The organism is Rhizobium sp. IBUN (genome assembly GCF_000510625.1).
GTDB classification, from domain to species: domain Bacteria; phylum Pseudomonadota; class Alphaproteobacteria; order Rhizobiales; family Rhizobiaceae; genus Rhizobium; species Rhizobium altiplani.
The window spans coordinates 1-17,710 of record NZ_AZNV01000074.1 but is presented as its reverse complement, the minus strand read 5'-3'; the positions used below and the strand labels follow the sequence as shown (position 1 = coordinate 17,710).

The window sequence follows — 17,710 nt, the reverse complement described above, 5'->3', positions numbered from 1 at the left end:
ATCATTCCGCACACATCTCGAAAGAAACCAGAGCCTGGCTCGATAAACGACCGGCAGGCCGCTTCGAATTTACCTTCACGCCCAAACACGGCTCCTGGCTCAACCTGATCGAGGGCTTCTTCTCCAAGTTCGCCCGCTCCGTCCTGCGCCACATCCGGGTGACCTCAAAACACGAGCTCAAGGAACGCATTATGGCCGGTATCGACGACATCAATCGTCATCCCGTCATCCACACTTGGTCATACAAGCTCGCCGAGGCTGCTTGATATGATTCGAACCACGAAAACGCGCTACTAGGAGGGTCCGGCCACCTGTGAAGGTCGGGCCCTTGCTTCACTACAGTGCCAGCCAACAGGACCGCGTCTATGAACCGGTGAGCGTTCAACGCATCATCGCCCTTGACGCGAAGCTGGCCGCCATTTTCGATCGCATCGATGAAATTTCCGATCAGTGCGCGGTGCATCTCATGGCCGAATGCCATTGGATTTGCACCCCTGCCCTGCTTCCGATCGTTTCGCCACCCACCATTTCCCTGCTGCCATCAATAAAGGCGGTATCCAATCTGTTGTCCGTCAGGACTGCTGTACCTTTCGTACCGATCAATTCGATGCGCTCCGGCAGTCCCGGATAGGCGCAAGTTGTCGCATTGAGCGATCCGATCGCACCACCTTGAAAAGAGAAGGCGGCCGTGACGAGGTTCTCCGTCTCCATCCTGCAAATAGCGGTTGTGCGGACGAATGCGGAAATTGCTGACGGCGTGCCGGCATAGTGCAAAAGCAGGTCGATCGTACCTTGGGTGAGCAGTACCCCACCACCATCGCGCGACATCGTTCCGCGGCCTTCGGCGTCGTAATAGCTTTGCGGTCGCCAGTTGCGGATTGCAGCCGATGCCTCCAGCAGATCGCCCAGGCGCCCGATGCGGCTCCAAGCTTCGTGGTAAGCGGAGCCTGAGGGCAAGGGTTTCCGGTCACCATGATAAAGCGTGCCAAGGGCGTTACCATCAGTCAGGTCGCGGATGCGGCCGGCGTGGCGCGTTCCAGCGTATCGCGCGCCTTTACGAGACCCGGTATGCTGCTGCCGGAAACCGTCGAACGATCATGAAGGCCGCCGAGGCGCTCGGTTATGTTCCCAATCACACGGCCCGGGCAGGGGGAACGCGTCGCCGTTCGCTGCTTCTCGACATGCTGGAGCCCATGCCATACGTGACGTGCGCGGCGTTCTTGAGACCCATCTCGTCTTGAGCAGTACAACCATTGCTGTCGCCTGATCCGTGCCGCAAGACCAGGCCTTGACCCAGATGCCTCAGAATTTGCTAGTGCGCGTGCGTCCCAAGTATCGGCGTCATCATCTTGACGTGCGCGTCGATCCGCTCGAGCACCTTTATCGGAACGACCTCGCGCTCCGGCAGCGACCACCAGGTTTGGTTCACCCGCTCAACGGTTTCGGTCACCGCCTTGAAAACGGCAGCCTCCGGCAAGCGCGCACGGTTAGCGAAGGCCATCCATCGTTGCACGCTCATAACCTCGAAGGAGCGCTCGCCAGCCAGCGACAGCGCCATGGCGTCTGCCGGGATGTAAGGAATGGTCGAGAGTACATCATAGACCGGCGCAAGCTCCGGCTTGTCGCCCGCCCCGCGATAGATCAGTGACCAGTTCTTCAGATGCATGTCGCCATTGCCGGTGACGGCAGCCAAAGCCAGCCGGCGGACGAATTCGAGCGCTGCTGCGGAGGCTGACGCGATCATGATCACTTCGCGAAACCTTACGGATCCAGCATCATCTCGAAGGAAGGTGAACCTGGGCAGGCAAGCTTTCTATTACAGCGGGGATGCATTGGAGCGACATCACGACTGATAAACAGACCAACCTGCCATGAAGCTGACGGCCTGAGCCGCTGTCCCAGCAGCGTATGGCCGCTTGCGAAGCGCTCGGCCGTATCCTATTTTCTTGAAAGAGAAAATGACACGGATGCTGATGGAAATGAGGGCTTTAGCACGAGAACGAACGGAGAGCGCCATGCGGCAAGCCGTATCGGCGGACGCGCGCGCCCTCTACCACGAAGCATTCGCCCTGTATGGCCCACTGTGTTTTTGGTCAACGAGAGAAATGCAGGATCCGACCGTCGCCGACGTGCTCGACGCCGTCGCCCGTCTCAAGCGCAACGGCAATATGACGACGCGACAGTTCGCTGTCCGCCTCGAAGAGGCCTGCCGTGCCGCTTCGTAGAATTCAGCAAGAAGCGATGGCGACTATCGCCGCTAACAGGCACCCCGGCAGTCATATTGCTGGCGGCACTGTCATCAACAGGGATAGTGCCCGGTATTCCGACGATATCGACATTTTCCACGACCTCTTCAGCGAAGACGACCGTGTCAACATGCTGAGAAACACAGTCGAGATCGATGCAAAGTCGTTGATAGCCGCCGGGTTCGAGATCAGATGGGCGACCCGGCACCCCGAGAAATATCAGGCCATCGTAACGAAGGATGGCGAAAGCACTTTGCTCGACTGGGTAATCGACAGCGACTACCGATTTTTCGAGTCCATCCCGGACGACTTATTCGGCTTCAAGCTGCACATGTTCGACTTGGCGACAAACAAGCTTCTTGCGGCCGCCTCCCGCAAGGAGCCGAGAGACGTCCTCGATCTACTTCACCTCCACAAAAACCACTTCCCACTGGGCGCCGCCATCTGGGCAGCTCCGGCCAAGGATCCGGGCTACACTCCGGAAAGCCTCATCGAGCAACTGGGCCGGAATGCGGTCTACCGACAAGACGACTTTGATCGGGTCATGAGTGACGCGACGATTGATGCCCGCGAGGTTGCCATCGCATTCAGGATGATCCTAGCTCAGGCGGCGGAGTTCGTCGGGTCGATGCCTGCTGGCTACGACGAACTCGCCTTCCTTAAGGACGGTCAAATCACACAGCCCGACCCCGCGAGGCTGAGTGAGTATGAATCCCTCCAGGCACGCCGACAGGCTCACTGGCCATCTTCTCCCGAAATCGGTAGTGAGATGATCGCCGCCGATTTGAAGCGCTAGGGTCTATACGGATCACGAGATCAGTGTCACTGCCCCAGCCATTGGTACTCGGCGATCGAAGCCTTTCCGGACTTCTTGTCATACAGACAAATCACGTTCACAATCTTCTTGGACTTCGGGTTCTTCTCGCGGAGAAGAACGGCAATCTTTCCAGTGGCGTTATCGAAAACAACTGGCGCAGTCGCCTCGGGAGAGATCAATCGGATACGCTCTCGCCGCCGGTGGAAACGAGGGAGCGTCAGGGAGGCTGCGACAGTCCGCCATTTCTTCCCTACGCGACCGGACACGCGTCGAAACAACGCGTCGGATCAATCGGCACGCCAGGATCGTAATCCCCATGCTCGCATGAGTTCCAAGGGCGCAGACAGTTCCGACGGCAGGACGTACGCATCAGCTACTCTCTCCTTCTGATTTGAGAACCTTCGCGGCAACCCATGCCCCAGCCCCTGAACGGAATAGAATGACAGCTGCAGACGGTCTCCCCGTTTCCATTCCTCGAGAGTGCCCCATGGCATCTGTTTCGTTCGCCCGACCGCTTTATCCATGTCCACCGCTTCGAGCCACTGCGAGACCAAGGCGCGTCCATTGAGCGGATTCACGACACTATCAGCCGTTCCATGCCATACCGAGATCGGTGGCCATTCTTTCGTGTTTGGCGAAACCCTGCGCACCAGGTCGCCCCACTGCTGAGGCTCTCGCTTGATACCGGACCTCATGCCGCGCATAGCCGATATTGCATCCCTTGCCGCGCCGAACGGCATCCCGGCGAAAATGGCAGCACCAGCGAAAAGATCCGGATACGTGGCGACGAGCGCCGAAGTCATGGCTCCGCCAGCAGATAGGCCCGTAACGTAGACCCTGGACCGATCTACTCGATGGTGGCGGCATGTGTATTCGATCATCTGGCGAACCGACATCAGCTCGCCGCGGTCCCGAGCCACCGCGCTCGGCCGAAACCAATTAAAGCATCGCTGGGGATTGTTCGTCTCGTTCTGCTGAGGATAAAGGAGAACAAAACCCCGCAGTGCAGCGAATTTGGAGAATCCGGCTCCCGTATCCAGGCTTTCGGGCGTCTGCCTGCAGCCATGCAGGACCACGACCAATGGCGGCTTTGCCGGCAATTTGCCGGGTACGAAGAGCTTCATCGTCAACCGTCCTGGATTGCTACCGAACCCGGTCACTTCGCTGAGTTTCGGCTTCGCTGCGACCGGCCTGCGCGATTTTCTGGATACGGTTCGGGTCGGTGTGCGAAGCGCCTTTGCAAGCAGTTTTCGATACATTTTCTGCGATTTAAGCAGCCTGGAGAATGACCTCGGCAGTTTGAATGTCATCTGAAAACGCCCTCCGTCGGCGTCATCGGCGCTCCTCCGCGGCGTGAATTGGCACCACCGCCGACAGACAAGTGAAGCCAGCCTATTGGATCAAAAGCTCTTTCAGAAGACCGTAACGGACAACTCACCTATGCGTTCGATCCGGTCGTGGCTTTCGACCGTCTGCAATGTCGAGGCCGATGTTTGCGTCCATTTCGTGATCGAGTCTCGGGATTGAAGATCTAGAACGTGGCACTACTTGTTCCCTGTTCGAAGGAGGCGGCAATGCAGGACACCGATTTTCTAATTCTCTCGAGAGCCGTGAGGCAGTGGTATCGGTACTACGACGTAGATCCGGACAAAGAGGCATCCAGGCTTCTTAACCACGCAGCAGTGAAGCTTTTCGACCAGGGCCATCGGTCGGTCGAAGGCATCGCCTCTGTGTTGATCGAGACCTACGTTGGCCCGTGGCCGTCGACAGTGAATGCGTATAGGTCACCTGATCCAATAGGTGGACCTCCGTCCCATTGAAGGTCGCTCACGGCCTGTCGGAGAACCACAGCGCGTAAGGCGCTGTTGTGAGCGCAAAACTGGATGGCGTAACCCCTGCGGTAGCCGGCGCCGCCGGCAGCGACCATTCTGCCGCGCCACCATCAGCGATCAAGACGCGCGTCAGGAAGACGTCGAGTGCCAGCCACCAGGACCGCGTCTATGAACCGGTGAGCGTTCAACGCATCATCGCCGTTGACACGAAGCTGGCCGCCGATTTCGATCGCATCGATGAAATTTCCGATCAGTGCGCGGTGCATCTCATGGCCGAACGCCATCGGATTTGCCCCCGCTCCGCTTCCGATCGTTTCGCCACCCGCCATTTCCCTGGTGCCATCAACAAAGGCTGCATCCAATCTGTTACCCGTCAGGACTGCCGTACCTTTCGTACCGATCAATTCGACGCGCTCCGGCAGTCCGGGATAGGCGCAAGTTGTGGCATTGAGCGATCCGATCGCGCCGCCTTCAAAAGAGAAGGCCGCCGTCACGAGGTCCTCCGTTTCCATCCTGTGAATAGGGGTTGTGCGGACGAATGCGGAAATTGCTGCAGGCGTGCCCGCATAGTTCAGGAGCAGGTCGATCGTGTGAATACCTTGGGTGAGCAACACACCACCGCCATCGCGTGACATCGTTCCGCGGCCTTCGGCGTCGTAATAGCTTTGCGGTCGCCAGTTGCGGATTGCAGCCGATGCCTCCACAAGATCGCCCAGGCGCCCGGACTTAACGATTTCATCGAGTTTGAGCGCCGCTTCGAGAAAGCGGTTTTGCAGTACCACCCCGAGGAGTACGCCGGCGTCTCTTGCCGCCCTTACGGTCGCTTCGGAGCGTTCGAGGGAAATGTCCAAAGGTTTTTCGAGCAGAACATGTTTTCCGGCCGCTGCAGCGCGACGGACGAGTTCCAGGTGACTGCTCGGGGGCGTCAGGATCAGGATCGCCTTAATGGACGGATCCGCGAAGATCGCATCGAGGCTATCGCTCGTCGGGATGGTCGGAAATTGCTCGGCAAAGGCCTTTCGCCGGCCGGACGTCCGGCTGTAGGCAGCCACGCATTCGATACGCTCGGAGAGATCCAGCAGGGAGCGGGCATGATGACCCGCCGCCATACCAAGCCCGACCATCGCGACCCTAGTCTTCGCCATTGCCTCGCTCCTCCTTCGCCTTCGTTCCCAGCCGAGGTCTTCTGTCATGCCCGAAGAGACATAGGCGGCATGGACATCTCGATCTCCTATAGCCGCATGCCTGACGCTGCGTCGAAAAGATGACTGTTTGCCGGCGCAAGCGTCAGATTGAGTACCTCACCGGTCTTGATAGAGAGACGCTCGCGCAGCTGCGCGGAGATCTTCTGACCATCGACGGTGCCTTGGACGAACGTCTCCGAGCCGGTGGGCTCGATATTGGTGACCACGATCGGAATGCCTTGCCCGCCCGGCGCGATCGTGAGGTGTTCGGGACGGATGCCGTAACTGACGGCGCCGCCGCATGCGACCGAAGCCTCATACCCGACAGGCAGATGGATGCCGTTTTCCGTCACGACCGATTGACGGTCCTCACCGATCCTTGCCGACAAGAAATTCATCGACGGCGACCCGATGAAGCTCGCAACGAACGTATTGACCGGCCTGTCATAAAGGTCGAGGGGTGAACCGACCTGCTCGACGATACCGTCGCGCATGACGACGATGCGGTCGGCCATGGTCATAGCCTCGATCTGATCATGTGTGACGTAAACAGTCGTGGTCTTGAAGCGGGCGTGAATATCCTTCAATTCGGCACGCATCTGGACGCGCAGTTTGGCATCGAGATTGGAAAGCGGCTCGTCAAACAGGAAGACCTTGGGATTGCGCACGATCGCACGTCCCATGGCGACACGCTGGCGCTGGCCGCCGGAAAGCTGCTTGGGGTAACGCTGGAGATAGTCGGCAAGACCGAGGATGCGCGCGGCATCGGCCACCCGCCTGGCGATCTCCTCCTTCGAGGTCCTGGCGAGCCGCAGCGAAAAGCCCATGTTCTCGGCAATCGTCATGTGCGGGTAGAGCGCATAATTCTGGAAGACCATGGCAATGTCACGGTTCTTCGGCTCGACATCGTTGATGACGCGGCCATCGATACGGATCGTGCCACCGGTAATCTCTTCGAGCCCCGCAATCATCCGCAGCAAGGTGGACTTGCCGCAGCCTGAAGGCCCGACCAGCACGACGAAGGCGCCGTCGGGCACTTCGACGGAGACACCCTTGATGGTTTCGAAGTCGCCATAGCTCTTGCGGACATTCTGGATTTCAACGGAAGCCATGGGTTTATCCTGAATTTCGAGTTGACGGTTGCAGGCAATCGGCAGCGTGGATGGCCGCAAGCAGGCTAAGACCGGTATGATAACAGGGGTCGAGGTCAGGTGTGGCGGGCACGAAGTCCACCGGCCCGTCCCTGGTCATGGTCTGGTAGGCGATCGGCGGCGTACCGCGCCAGTAATGCTCGAAAAAAGCGGCATGGGCTGCATTCCAAACCCGCAGGCTGCCCGCGCTGCCGGTGCGCGCATGAGCCAGCGCAGCCGCCCGGATCGTTTCCGGGAGCGACCACCAGGGACAATAGGGGCTCTGTGCCTGACCGTTCGCAATCGAGACGGTCAATGCGATACCAGGCTCGACAAAACCCTTGTCGAAAGACGAGATAACGATGCGCTCCAATATCTCGATCAGCGCCGGATCGGCATTGTCATCGAGATAGTCAAACGCGAAGCCGGCGAACTCGATGCCGTGGCCGACATTGCAGAGATCTTCCCCTGGCACATTGCGCAGCAGGCCCGTCGCGGGGTCGAAGTGCCGGTCGATGACATGGGCGATGAAACGATCGGCAAATGCCAGATGAGCCGTATGGCCGAAGCGCTTCAGCATGCCTGCAGCGCCAAGCAGGATCATGCGCGGGCCGAAATCATCGGCCTGGTCGGCGAGACTGTCGAGTGACAGTGGACGACGCTCGTCGATCTGGAAATGTCCGCTCTCAATTGCAGCGATGACCCTGTCGAAATAGGCGAGATGATCGGCAAGGGCAGGCAAACTGTAGCGGCTTGCGGCCGCGACCAGCCCCTTGGCGACGAAGGCGTCTGAATAGGAATAGATCAGAGCCGGCTTCTCTTGCGCAAGGATGCGGTTGGTGCCATCCGCATAAATCGCGTCCATCGCGCGGTCGTAGCAGAAGTAGGCATGGCCGTCCGACATCTGCAAAGCCGCCAGAACATCGTAAAGACGCCGACCGGCAGCATCGAGCTTTTCCGCCAGTGGCGGCAGTTCCCGCTCGAAGAACCCGGCGTGGCCGACCAGTGCTTCCAACCCACGTCCCTGGATCCAGCCATAGGTGTAATCCGGACCGCGCATGCCGTCTTGCCCGCTATAGTCTTTCAGCGTCAGACTGTTTTGCTTTGTATTCAAGAACCCGCCGCCCAGCACGGGTCGCTGCAGCACCCAATAAAGCGTGCCGGCATTGGCCGCGACATAGGTCTTGCGTGCCTCGTCGAAGAAGGCCATTGCCGTTACTCCTTGAGACCGGTGCTGGCGACGCCCTGAACAAAGTTCCTTCGCAGGATGACAAACAGCAGGATGGATGGGATGAGGACGATGGCGGAAGCGGCGCTGAGGCGCCCAAGATCGACGGTAAAGCCGGTCTGGAAGAGCGCAAGGCCCACTTCGATCGTATAGCTCGACCTCGTCGTCGCCACAATGATCGGCCAGGCGAAGGCGGTCCAGGCCTGGAAGAAGGCGAGCACCGCAAGAGCCCCGAGCGCGCCGCGAAGCAGCGGCAGCACAATGCGGAAGAAGATCCAGAACTCACCGGCGCCATCGATGCGCGCGGCCTCCAGAAGCTCGTCCGGGATCGAATGGATGACATTCTGGCGGATGAGAAAGATGCCGAAGCTCATCACCAGGTAACCGAGCAGCAGGCCCCAGACGGAGTTGAGGATACCGAGGCTCTTGGCCTCGAAATAGAGCGGGATCATGTAGACTTCGAACGGCACGATCGCGGTTGCGAGGAACAGCGCGAAGAGGATGTTCATCGTCCGGAAACGGAACTTGCCAAAAACGTAGCCGGCAATCGCCGAGGTCGCGACGATCGCAATTGTCGACATCACCGCGAATGCGATGCTGTTGCCGATCCAGTGGATAAGCGGCGTGTCAGCAAGAACCGTCTTGAAATTGGCGGTCGTCGGGTCGTGCGGTATGACGGTCGGTGGCCAGGCCAGCATTTCCGCAGGCGTCTTGAAGGCATTTGCAACCAGGAAGACGAGCGGCAGCAACATCAGAACCGAGACGATCAACAGGAACATGTCGATCGCAAGGTTGGTCAGCTTTTTCTTTCGGCGCAGGCGCCGTCCCTCTGCCAACTCGTCGGCAGTCGGTTCGACATGGAGCATGGCAAGTTCGACAGTCATGCCCTGCCCCTTTCTCTCAGCATGGAGAACTGGATCAGCGTCAACACCAGGACGATAACGAGCAGCACGACGGCCTCGGAAGCGGCATAGCCGACGCGATAATTGCGGAAACTGTTTTCCAGCATGTCGAGCACGAGCACCCGCACCTGGCGCCCGGGCGCCCCTTGCGCATCGGAAGCAAGCACGAAGGCCTGGGCATAAACGTTGAATCCCGAGACCAGCGTCACGACCGAAACGTAAAGGGTGATTGGCTTCAGCATCGGGATCGACAGGTACCAGAAGCTCTGCGGTCCCGAGGCGCCATCGAGTTTGGCGGCCTCGTAAAGCGAAACCGGCAAGCTCTTGAAGCCGACCAGATAGATCAGCACCGCATAGCCGAGTGCTTGCCAGGAGCACAGCACGATGATGCAGATGACGGAGAGGACCGGATCAAACAGCCAGTTCTGCGCCGGGATGCCGAAGAAGGTCAGCATTGCATTGAGCGGCCCGAGGCGGGCATCGAAGATCCACTTCCAGGCCATTGCGGCCGGGACCAGCGACACGACATGGGGAATAAACACGGCGGTTTCGTAAAACCCGGCCATGCGCGAGCGCGTGCGGTGGAAGATCAGCGCGGCAATGATCAGCGCCATCGGGATGGTCAGGATCAGCACACCGAAGGCAATGATCGTGGTGTTGACCAACGCATCCAGAAACAGGTGATCGCCAGTCAACTCGCGAAAATTGGCAAGCCCGATAAAGGGCTTGTTCTTCGACAGGATGTTCCACTGGAAAAGGCTGAGCCTCAACGTGTCGGCGATCGGATAAAGCCGCACATAGGCAAAGATCGCCAATGTCGGCAGGATCGCGAGGATCGCAAAGAGGAATCGTTTGCGCTTCAGCATTCAGGTGACCTCGTAGACGAGCGGCTTCGCACACGGGGGCGCAAACCCCGACCCTTTGAAGCGCCCGGAACAATGCCATGTTGTCCCGGGCGGGCGATGTTGACGAAAACTGCCCGCGACTATTTCGCAAGCAGGCCTTCGCGGTCGAGGATGGTGTCCACTTCGTCGCTCGTCTTCTTCAGGAAAGCATCGATCTTGGCATCGTCGGTTGCGAGCGACGGATCGGCGAAGGCGACGACGAGCTGGGCGGCGACCCGGGTGAGGATTTCCTCGATCGGGCCGATCGATGGCAGCGTGAAGAACTTGTAGCCTTCGCGATAGTCGACGAAGGCCGCAAAGGCCGGCTGCTTGGAGGTGACCGACGCATAATCGACGCCCGAACGGTTCGGCAGCCAGCCGACATTCTGCAGCAGCCAGACGAGGTTTTCCGGCGAGTTCGCAGCCATGGCGAATTCCCAGCCGAGCTTGGCCGCGTCTTCGTCGCCGACGACATAGAGGTTGGTCGGCAGCGCGATCGATCCCGTCGGAAGCGGCGCCGTCGCATATTTCAGGTCGGGCGCCTTTTGGGCAATGTCGCCGATGACCCAGGATTCGCGAATGAACATCGCGGTCTGCCCGCGCTCGAAGGCATCGGCATCGGCCGGCATTTCCGGCGTTACCGATTTGTCGGTGAAGACAAGGTCCAGATATTGCTTGAGCGCCTTGCGGCCCGCCTCATTGGCGAAATCCGTCTTCCACTTGCCCTCGCCGGCAGGAACAAGAATTGCGCCGCCGTACTGATGCATGTTGGTCCAGAATTTCTCGGCAATGCCCTGGCCGCCCCCCGACAGACGCAAGCTCCAGCCGGAAACGGTCGGCTTGCCCGATCCATCGCGCTGGGTCAGCTTCCTGGCATATTCGGTGTATTCTTCCATGGTCTTCGGCGGCGTGGTCAGGCCGGCGGTCTTGAACATGTCGGTATTGTAGAAAAGCGAGCCCTGCCCGCGAAAGAGTGGAACGCCGTAGACCTTGCCGTCATAGCTGGCGATATCGGTGAAGAACCTATCGAAATTCTTGGGATCCTTGACGAAGGTGGAAATGTCTTCCGGCGCCTCCGGCAGGATGTCGTTTTCAAGGTAGCGGGTGGCGGTTGAGCCCGAGAGTTCGATGACGGTGGCGCCTTCCTGGCCACCGCCGGTCAGGCCGAGCGCCACCCGTTTCTCGTGCTCACGCAGGGCAATCGCCTCCACCTTCACGTCGAGGTCCGGATGACTGGCCTTCATCCCATCGGCGACGTGCTGGTAGAAGGGCGCCATTTCCGGATAGCCGCTCCAGACCGTCAGCGTTTCGGCAGAAGCCGCCGTCATGCCGGCAGTCAACGTGCCGGCAAGGGCTGCGCTCAGGAGCAATACCCGGGTGGAAATCCTGGTCGTGACTGATGCGTTTTTCATATTCTGTTCCCTTGTTGTTATTGACAAAAAGCTCTCATGCAACCGGTTGCGTGTCAAGCTTGCGTGGTCTTTGACGTTTACCTGAACCCCCCATGCATCCTCCTCAATTGTCGATCGCAAGTCCGATCGCGCATCCGGCAAGCGCTTCTGCGGAGCCCGGGGCAAAGCTCATCGGTAGCCCGTAATAGCGGTGCGCCTCATCGACCTCGTAGCCACCGAACCGAAACTCGCTCGCCGGCGGGATGTAGCCCGGATTGTCATCTGCAAAACCGATGACGAAGGCAGGCCTGTCGCGTCCGAGCGCAGCACGGATGGACAGTGCCGTCTCGGCAAAGATTTCTCCTGGCAAGGCGACAACAGGCACACCGCCCCAGTCGAGAACCGTAACGCGCGCGGCAATGGGTTCGGGCACCACTGGCGCAATGGTTTTGGCCCAGTCGGCCCAATAGCCGAGCAGCGCTCTTTGGGCTGGTTCAGCGGTCAGAGCCTCAGTCCGCCAGCGTTGTTCAAGGGCAGCGGCTGTTTCCGTTTCGCGCCGCTCAAAACCAAGCGCGACAGTGCCGTTGCGCGCGCTCGCCCGATCGGACACCGGCTGTTCTTCGGCATGAAGCGCAGCTTCGGCGATCCTGCGGCCGACCTGACCGGCCGTATCGAACGTGCGGTCCTGACTGGCCGAGAGCGTGATCGAGGCATGGGCAGAGTGACCAGTATTGGCGTCACCGACGCAGCCGGTCATGAACAGTGCGACGCCCCCCGGATATGCTTCTTCAAGGGCCCTACGGACGAAATGCGGATAGTCGGCAGTCCAATGGCGATTGTCGGCGCCGAGCACGACCGGATGGCAGGCATAGGCGGTAACAACCGCGATCATCGCGCCGTCCTCGCCGCAGATACGCAGCACCGGCAGGCATGTGTCCACCGGCCCGCCGGGGTGGCGCCTGTTGCGGGCGACCCCCGGGTCGCTGCCCTGCCCGACCGTGATCCGCGCCGGCCTTCGCAGGGAGGCCGCCTTGTCGATCACTGCCACGCAGGCATCTTCCAGTCGCTCCAGATAGGTCAGATCGGCGGCGACGCTCAGCCTCCCCGCCATCGAAACCGGGCCCCCGTGCGTGTGAAGAGCCGCCACCACGATGTTTTCGGCTGGGAGCGCACAGCGCTTGCGGATCCGTGCGCTCATCGCTGCATCGATACCGATGACGTCGGCAACGACAATGGCCGTTTCGCCAATCACCACGGCGCGGACCGTCAAACCATCATGGACGCCCTCGGCCGGCAGGGTCCTGGCCGCAAAGCCGGACATCGGCAAGCCTGGCGTCGGAGTGATATCGACAATGGCAGCACCGGCGCGGATCATCGGCAGAATGCCCTTTCGCCGTGAACCCAGACCTCGCGGACCTGGAGCGCGCGATCGCCCTGCGACCAGTCGAAGCGGATGAGATCGGCCCTCGCACCAAACTCCAGCCCCCCGCGCCCGCCGACGAACCGGCCGGGGTTGCGGGTGGCGAGCAAAAGTGCGTCTGCCAGAGGCAGGCTGGCCATTTCGGCAGCGATTGCGACATTTGCCGAAAGCGGCAGGCTGGCGCCGGCAAGATAGGGAGTGCCGGCGACACCGATCCGACCTTCCGGCGAGACCTCGACAGTGCCGCCGATCGATTGCTCGTAAAGTCCGGCCGGCATGCCGGCGAGCGCCACCATGTCGGAGACGAGGAATGCCCGCTCCATGCCCTTGGCACGCAGCATGGCTTTGAACGTATCGGCCGACAGATGCCAGCCGTCGGCGATGAAGCTGGCCGTCAGGCGATCGTCAGCAAGCTGCGCCCAGATGACGTTCGGATGGCGTGGCAAGATGGCCGCCGCGCCATTGCCAAGATGCGTGGACAGGCTTGCGCCGGCGGCAGCCGCCGCATGGATTTCATCGGGCGTCGCAGCCGTATGGCCGAGTGCGACGAGAATGCCTTTTGCGCTCAGGGCCTTGATATAGTCGATACTGCCTTCCAGCTCCGGCGCCAGTGTCACCATGGTGACGAGACTGCCGGACACCTTCTGCCAGCGCTCAAACTCGGCCATGGAGGGTGGCCGGACATGCGCCAAGGGATGCGCGCCGCGCGGACCGTCCATGCTTGAGATCGATGGGCCTTCGACGTGCACTCCCGGCACCATCTCGGCGATCAGCCGGTGGCCGGCGCGGCTCTTGGCGATCACCTCGAGCGCCTGGAGGATTGCCGATTCCGAGGCCGTGACGAGTGTTGGAAGCCAGGTGGTGACGCCGACGCTCAACAGTTCCTCGCAGAGCGACAGCATGATCTTTTCCGTCACCACGCCGGCATTGAGGTCGAGGCCCCGAAACCCGTTGACCTGCAGGTCGATCAGGCCGCTGGAGAGATAGCTCTTGTCGGTTTTCTCTGCCGGTCGGATCGCGGCTATCGTCCCGTCGAGGATATCGATGCTCATACCCTTTTGGCTGCGAGGATCGATGCCGTCGACGGTGACCATCAGAGCGCCTTCACCCGACCCTGGAAATTTTCAATGAAGCGGGCGTTTGCCTCGTCGCCGCCCGGCGCATTGCCGCTGCGCCAGACAGGCGGCTCGATGCCGCGCTCGGCGAGCCTCGCAACCGTGCGGATGACGAGGCAGTTCAGCGTGAAGGCGTTGGCGAAGGTGGAGACCGCCGCAATGTTTTCGCCCATGCCCGGCACGCGGACAATGGCATCGCCGATCGGCACCTTGCAGTCGATCGCGATGTCGACGATTTCGTGCAGATTCTGCTTTGTCGGGTGGCGGGCTGGATGATTGGGGGAGGTGTTGGCAGCATGCTGGAAAGAGCTGATGCCGATCAGGAAGACGCCGCGCCGGCGCGCTTCCAGCGCCGCATCGATCAATGCGGCATTGATCCCGTAAGCGTTTACCAGGATCAGCAGATCGCCTTCGCCGAGACGCTGATTGGTGATCACCACCTTGCCATAGCCTGGCGTGCGTTCGATCGCCATGGAGCGCAGCGCGCCGTTCGAAAGCAGCGTGCCTTCATCGAGGATGGCGCTGATGTGCATCAGCCCGCCGGCACGGAAGAAGACTTCCTGCGAGGCCAGGTTCGAGTGACCACCCGGCCCGTAAATGTGTATCAGACGATCGACGGCGATCTGATCGGCAAGCTTTGACGCGGCCTGATCGAGCGGCGCCCTCTCCTCGTCCAGCACCCGGCGCATCAGCGCCTGCGTTGCAGCAAAATAATCGGCGCAAAGCGCATCGGCATCAATGGCGTCGGTCTCAGGCATCGGGGTCGGAGTCCCTGTCGATATAGAGGGTGCAGGCCTCATGGTTGCGCAGGATGCTGGCGGGGCAATTGGTGCTGAGTGGCCCATAGAGGGTTTTCGACACCGCATCGCGCTTGACCGCGCCCGGCACGACGCAGAACAGACGACCTGCCCGCAGCAGGCGCGGCACGGTCAACGTGATGGCCCGGTGCGGCACCGATCCAAGGTCGGGAAAGCAATCGTCGTCCACCTGCTGCTGGCGGCAGACCTCGTCCAGCTCGACGATCTTCACGTCCAGAGGATCGTTGAAATCTGCAACCGGCGGATCGTTGAAGGCGATGTGGCCGTTCACACCGATGCCGAGGCAGATCAAGTCGATCGGCGCTTCGTTCAACAGCGAGGAATAGCGCGCGATCTCCGCCTCGGCATCCGGCTCCGGCGTGATACGGTGGACCGCGGCAAACGGCAGCCGCGTGAAGACATGGGCGTCGAGCCAATTGGCAAACCGCGCTGGCGCCGCCGGATCGAGGCCGACATATTCGTCCATATGAAAAGCCGTCACCCGCCGCCAGTCGATGCCTGGCTGAGTGACGAGCGCCGAAAGCATGTCGGCCTGGCTGGGGGCGGCCGCAAACACCATGCGCACGCTCGACTGCCGTGACAAACATCCAACGAGTGCGCCGCCAATATCTGCGGCAGCGGCAGCCCCCATCTCGGCCCGTGTGGCGAAGCTTTCGACCGTCAGCCGGTCGATGACCCGGCTTGCTTGCGGCGACGGACGGTGAGCGGTGGCAGGGTTCAAATTGGTCTCCACGTCAGGACATGGGAACAGGCATCGCACAGCCGCAATGACGCAGGCGTCCAGTCAAGTTCCCTTTGTTCTCGTTGGAGGCAGAATTCCATGCAACCGGTTGCATGTCAAGCGATTGAGTGGCAGTGTGGGCCTGTTGATTGATGCGGCTCCGAACTTCGTGGTAAGCGGAGCCTGAGGGCAAGGGTTTCCGGTCACCATGATAAAGCGTGCCAAGGGCGTTACCATCAGTCAGGTCGCGGATGCGGCCGGCGTGGCGCGTTCCAGTGTGTCGCGCGCCTTCACGAGACCCGGGATGCTGCTGCCGGAAACCGTCGAAAGGATCATGAAGGCCGCCGAGGCACTCGGTTATGTTCCCAATCACACGGCCCGCGCACTCAGCACGGGGCGGCACGGAAATGTCGGCCTCATCGTCCCCGATATCGCCAATCCCTTCTTCCCGCCCCTCATTCAGGCAGCGCAGCTCGAAGCGGACCGCTCCGATTTCTGCATTTTCCTCGGCAATACCGGCGAAAGCCCGAAGCAGGAAGACAAGCTCGTCGGGCGTTTCGCCGGCCAGGTCGAGGGTCTGGTGCTGGCGTCCTCTCGACTTTCGGAAGACCGTATCCGCGCCCATGCCGAAAAGTTGCCACTCGTGCTGATCAATCGCGATATCGCGGGCATTCCCCGTGTCCTCATCGACAGCAGCTCAGGCGTGCGCCAGGCTGTCGAACATCTGGCGAAGCTCGGCCATCGCAGGATCGCTTATGTCAGCGGGCCGGCAAATTCCTGGTCGAACAAGCAGCGACGCGCGGCAATCCGCAGTGCGGCAACACCGGCCGGCATCGAGGTCGAGATCGTGGCGGCAGCCCTGCCAAGCTACGAGTCCGGGCGCAATGTGGTCCAGGCGATCCTTTCGACTGGCGCGACTGCCGCTGTCGCCTTTGACGACGTGACGGCGCAGGGCGTTCTGGCCGGACTGTCCGAAAACCATGTCTCCGTGCCAGCCGATTTCAGCCTCATCGGTTGCGATGACGTGCTTGGCGCCGTCACCTTTCCGGCACTCACCTCGGTTTCGAACCGGTCCGTCGAGGCGGGCCGCGTCGCCGTTTCGCTGCTTCTCGACATGCTGCAGTCCCATGCCATACGTGACGTGCGCTGCGTTCTTGAGACCCATCTCGTCTTGCGCAGTACAACCACTGCTTTCGCCTGATCGCTGCCGCAAGACGAGGCCTTGACCCAGATGCCTCAGAATTTTGCGAGTGCGCGTGCGTCGCAAGTATTGGCGTCATGATCTTGACGTGCGCGTCGATCCGCTCGAGCACCTTTATCGGAACGACCTCGCGCTCCGGCAGCATCCACCAGGTTTGGTTCACCCGCTCAACGGTTTCGCTCACCGCCTTGAAAACGGCAGCCTCCAGCAAGCGCGCAGTATAAGCGAAGGCCATCCATCGTTGCACGCCCACTGCCTTGAAGGAGCGCTCGCCAGCCAGCGATAACGCCATGGGATCTGCCGGGATGTAAGGAATGGTCGAGAGCTTATCTGGTCTCGTCCGAACAGGACTTATCAGGATCACGAGACTCGGCTAAAACAGCGGCGCGTCGTTGCCATCCGGCTAGACTATGCTGTCACCCACGCCGTGCCAGCGACCGTGCGATGTCGACGATATCATCGCGGCCAGCGGTCGGATCTTCTCTATTCCAGGCGATCCCAAGCCCGATCCGGAAGTCGATCCCGCTTACCTTCTTCAGCTCAAAGCCGCGATTGGGAAGATCAAGCGTCCATTCCGGCGCAAAGCCGATGCCAAGCCCGGCAGAGACCAGCGACACCAGCGCATAGGTGTCGTCGCAGCTGAAGGCGATGTTGGCGGTGAGCTCGTATTCGGCGAACTTCTCATTGAAGTAGCGTTCCGAAAACGACAGGTTCTGCCGGTTGAAGGCGATGATCTTCTGAGTGCGCAGATCATTGATGCTGATCTCCTCTTTGGCTACCAGCGGATTGGCATGGCCAACCGCCAGGTAGTAGCGCTCATG

Annotated in this window: 17 protein-coding genes and 3 pseudogenes; 5 read left to right on the top strand and 15 right to left on the bottom strand. The window is 60.5% G+C overall.

Annotated features, from left to right (window positions below; genetic code table 11):
* Nucleotides 1-266: transposase (locus tag RHIBUN_RS36140; protein WP_025662760.1), on the top strand; the 266-nt coding region annotated here is incomplete at its 5' end.
* Nucleotides 267-447: 181 nt separating this feature from the next.
* On the opposite strand, the gene RHIBUN_RS34545 is transcribed toward RHIBUN_RS36140, so the two are convergent.
* Nucleotides 448-957, bottom strand: a complete 510-nt coding sequence (locus RHIBUN_RS34545) for a hypothetical protein (protein WP_245271786.1) — start codon at nucleotides 955-957, stop codon at nucleotides 448-450.
* A gap of 15 nt (nucleotides 958-972) precedes the next feature.
* On the opposite strand from RHIBUN_RS34545, the pseudogene RHIBUN_RS36650 reads away from it, so the two are divergent.
* A pseudogene (locus RHIBUN_RS36650) lies at nucleotides 973-1,148 on the top strand (LacI family DNA-binding transcriptional regulator); the annotation flags it as partial.
* 164 nt (nucleotides 1,149-1,312) lie between these two features.
* Here the strand turns inward: RHIBUN_RS36650 and RHIBUN_RS0131955 are convergent.
* Nucleotides 1,313-1,741 (bottom strand): annotated as a pseudogene (locus RHIBUN_RS0131955) (HipA domain-containing protein); the annotation flags it as partial.
* 274 nt (nucleotides 1,742-2,015) lie between these two features.
* Between RHIBUN_RS0131955 and RHIBUN_RS0131950 the strand changes: the two are divergent.
* Both RHIBUN_RS0131950 and RHIBUN_RS34985 read left to right on the top strand, forming a co-directional pair.
* Complete coding sequence (locus RHIBUN_RS0131950; protein ID WP_025662758.1) at nucleotides 2,016-2,225, top strand: hypothetical protein; 210 nt, start codon at nucleotides 2,016-2,018, stop codon at nucleotides 2,223-2,225.
* Nucleotides 2,226-2,241: 16 nt separating this feature from the next.
* Entirely contained in the window at nucleotides 2,242-3,042 is an 801-nt protein-coding gene (locus RHIBUN_RS34985; RefSeq protein WP_156932795.1) for a hypothetical protein, read from the top strand.
* A 308-nt stretch (nucleotides 3,043-3,350) separates the two neighbouring features.
* Here the strand turns inward: RHIBUN_RS34985 and RHIBUN_RS0131935 are convergent, their stop codons facing one another.
* The 11 genes from RHIBUN_RS0131935 to RHIBUN_RS0131880 all read right to left on the bottom strand — a co-directional run bounded on the left by RHIBUN_RS0131935 (nucleotide 3,351) and on the right by RHIBUN_RS0131880 (nucleotide 15,688).
* Nucleotides 3,351-4,187: a PHB depolymerase family esterase gene (locus tag RHIBUN_RS0131935; protein WP_348626015.1), complete on the bottom strand. Its 837-nt coding sequence runs from the start codon at nucleotides 4,185-4,187 to the stop codon at nucleotides 3,351-3,353.
* Nucleotides 4,188-5,005: 818 nt separating this feature from the next.
* Entirely contained in the window at nucleotides 5,006-6,040 is a 1,035-nt protein-coding gene (locus RHIBUN_RS0131925; RefSeq protein WP_025662754.1) for a Gfo/Idh/MocA family oxidoreductase, read from the bottom strand.
* An 86-nt stretch (nucleotides 6,041-6,126) separates the two neighbouring features.
* Nucleotides 6,127-7,191 carry a sn-glycerol-3-phosphate ABC transporter ATP-binding protein UgpC gene (ugpC, locus tag RHIBUN_RS0131920; RefSeq protein WP_025662753.1) on the bottom strand — a complete coding sequence of 355 codons (1,065 nt, stop codon included), beginning with the start codon at nucleotides 7,189-7,191 and terminating at the stop codon, nucleotides 6,127-6,129.
* Between the two features lie 4 nt (nucleotides 7,192-7,195).
* On the bottom strand, nucleotides 7,196-8,419 hold the full coding sequence (locus tag RHIBUN_RS0131915; RefSeq protein WP_025662752.1) for an AGE family epimerase/isomerase: 1,224 nt from the start codon (nucleotides 8,417-8,419) through the stop codon (nucleotides 7,196-7,198).
* Nucleotides 8,420-8,424: 5 nt separating this feature from the next.
* Nucleotides 8,425-9,321, bottom strand: a complete 897-nt coding sequence (locus RHIBUN_RS0131910) for a carbohydrate ABC transporter permease (protein WP_025662751.1) — start codon at nucleotides 9,319-9,321, stop codon at nucleotides 8,425-8,427.
* Entirely contained in the window at nucleotides 9,318-10,205 is an 888-nt protein-coding gene (locus RHIBUN_RS0131905) for a sugar ABC transporter permease (RefSeq protein ID WP_018859979.1), read from the bottom strand. The genes RHIBUN_RS0131910 and RHIBUN_RS0131905 overlap by 4 nt, the downstream gene beginning before the upstream one ends.
* Before the next feature lie 119 nt (nucleotides 10,206-10,324).
* Nucleotides 10,325-11,635 carry an extracellular solute-binding protein gene (locus RHIBUN_RS0131900; RefSeq protein ID WP_025662750.1) on the bottom strand — a complete coding sequence of 437 codons (1,311 nt, stop codon included), beginning with the start codon at nucleotides 11,633-11,635 and terminating at the stop codon, nucleotides 10,325-10,327.
* Between the two features lie 103 nt (nucleotides 11,636-11,738).
* A complete protein-coding gene (locus tag RHIBUN_RS0131895; protein ID WP_025662749.1) occupies nucleotides 11,739-12,989 on the bottom strand; it encodes a neutral/alkaline non-lysosomal ceramidase N-terminal domain-containing protein in 1,251 nt (416 codons plus the stop codon).
* Nucleotides 12,986-14,128: an amidohydrolase family protein gene (locus tag RHIBUN_RS0131890; protein ID WP_025662748.1), complete on the bottom strand. Its 1,143-nt coding sequence runs from the start codon at nucleotides 14,126-14,128 to the stop codon at nucleotides 12,986-12,988. Before RHIBUN_RS0131890 ends, RHIBUN_RS0131895 begins: the two co-directional genes overlap by 4 nt.
* The gene (locus RHIBUN_RS0131885) at nucleotides 14,128-14,907 is read right to left on the bottom strand and encodes an SIS domain-containing protein (RefSeq protein WP_025662747.1); all 780 of its coding nucleotides are present in this window, start codon (nucleotides 14,905-14,907) and stop codon (nucleotides 14,128-14,130) included. The genes RHIBUN_RS0131890 and RHIBUN_RS0131885 overlap by 1 nt, the downstream gene beginning before the upstream one ends.
* The gene (locus RHIBUN_RS0131880; RefSeq protein ID WP_084659933.1) at nucleotides 14,900-15,688 is read right to left on the bottom strand and encodes a 6-phosphogluconolactonase; all 789 of its coding nucleotides are present in this window, start codon (nucleotides 15,686-15,688) and stop codon (nucleotides 14,900-14,902) included. Before RHIBUN_RS0131880 ends, RHIBUN_RS0131885 begins: the two co-directional genes overlap by 8 nt.
* A 208-nt stretch (nucleotides 15,689-15,896) precedes the next feature.
* Between RHIBUN_RS0131880 and RHIBUN_RS0131875 the strand changes: the two genes are divergently transcribed.
* Entirely contained in the window at nucleotides 15,897-16,889 is a 993-nt protein-coding gene (locus tag RHIBUN_RS0131875) for a LacI family DNA-binding transcriptional regulator (RefSeq protein ID WP_025662745.1), read from the top strand.
* 49 nt (nucleotides 16,890-16,938) lie between these two features.
* Here the strand turns inward: RHIBUN_RS0131875 and RHIBUN_RS37820 are convergent.
* Together RHIBUN_RS37820 and RHIBUN_RS0131865 are read right to left on the bottom strand one after the other, a co-directional pair.
* Nucleotides 16,939-17,244: pseudogene (locus RHIBUN_RS37820) on the bottom strand (type II toxin-antitoxin system HipA family toxin); the annotation flags it as partial.
* A 61-nt stretch (nucleotides 17,245-17,305) separates the two neighbouring features.
* Nucleotides 17,306-17,710: LysR substrate-binding domain-containing protein (locus RHIBUN_RS0131865; protein ID WP_025662744.1), on the bottom strand; the 405-nt coding region annotated here is incomplete at its 5' end.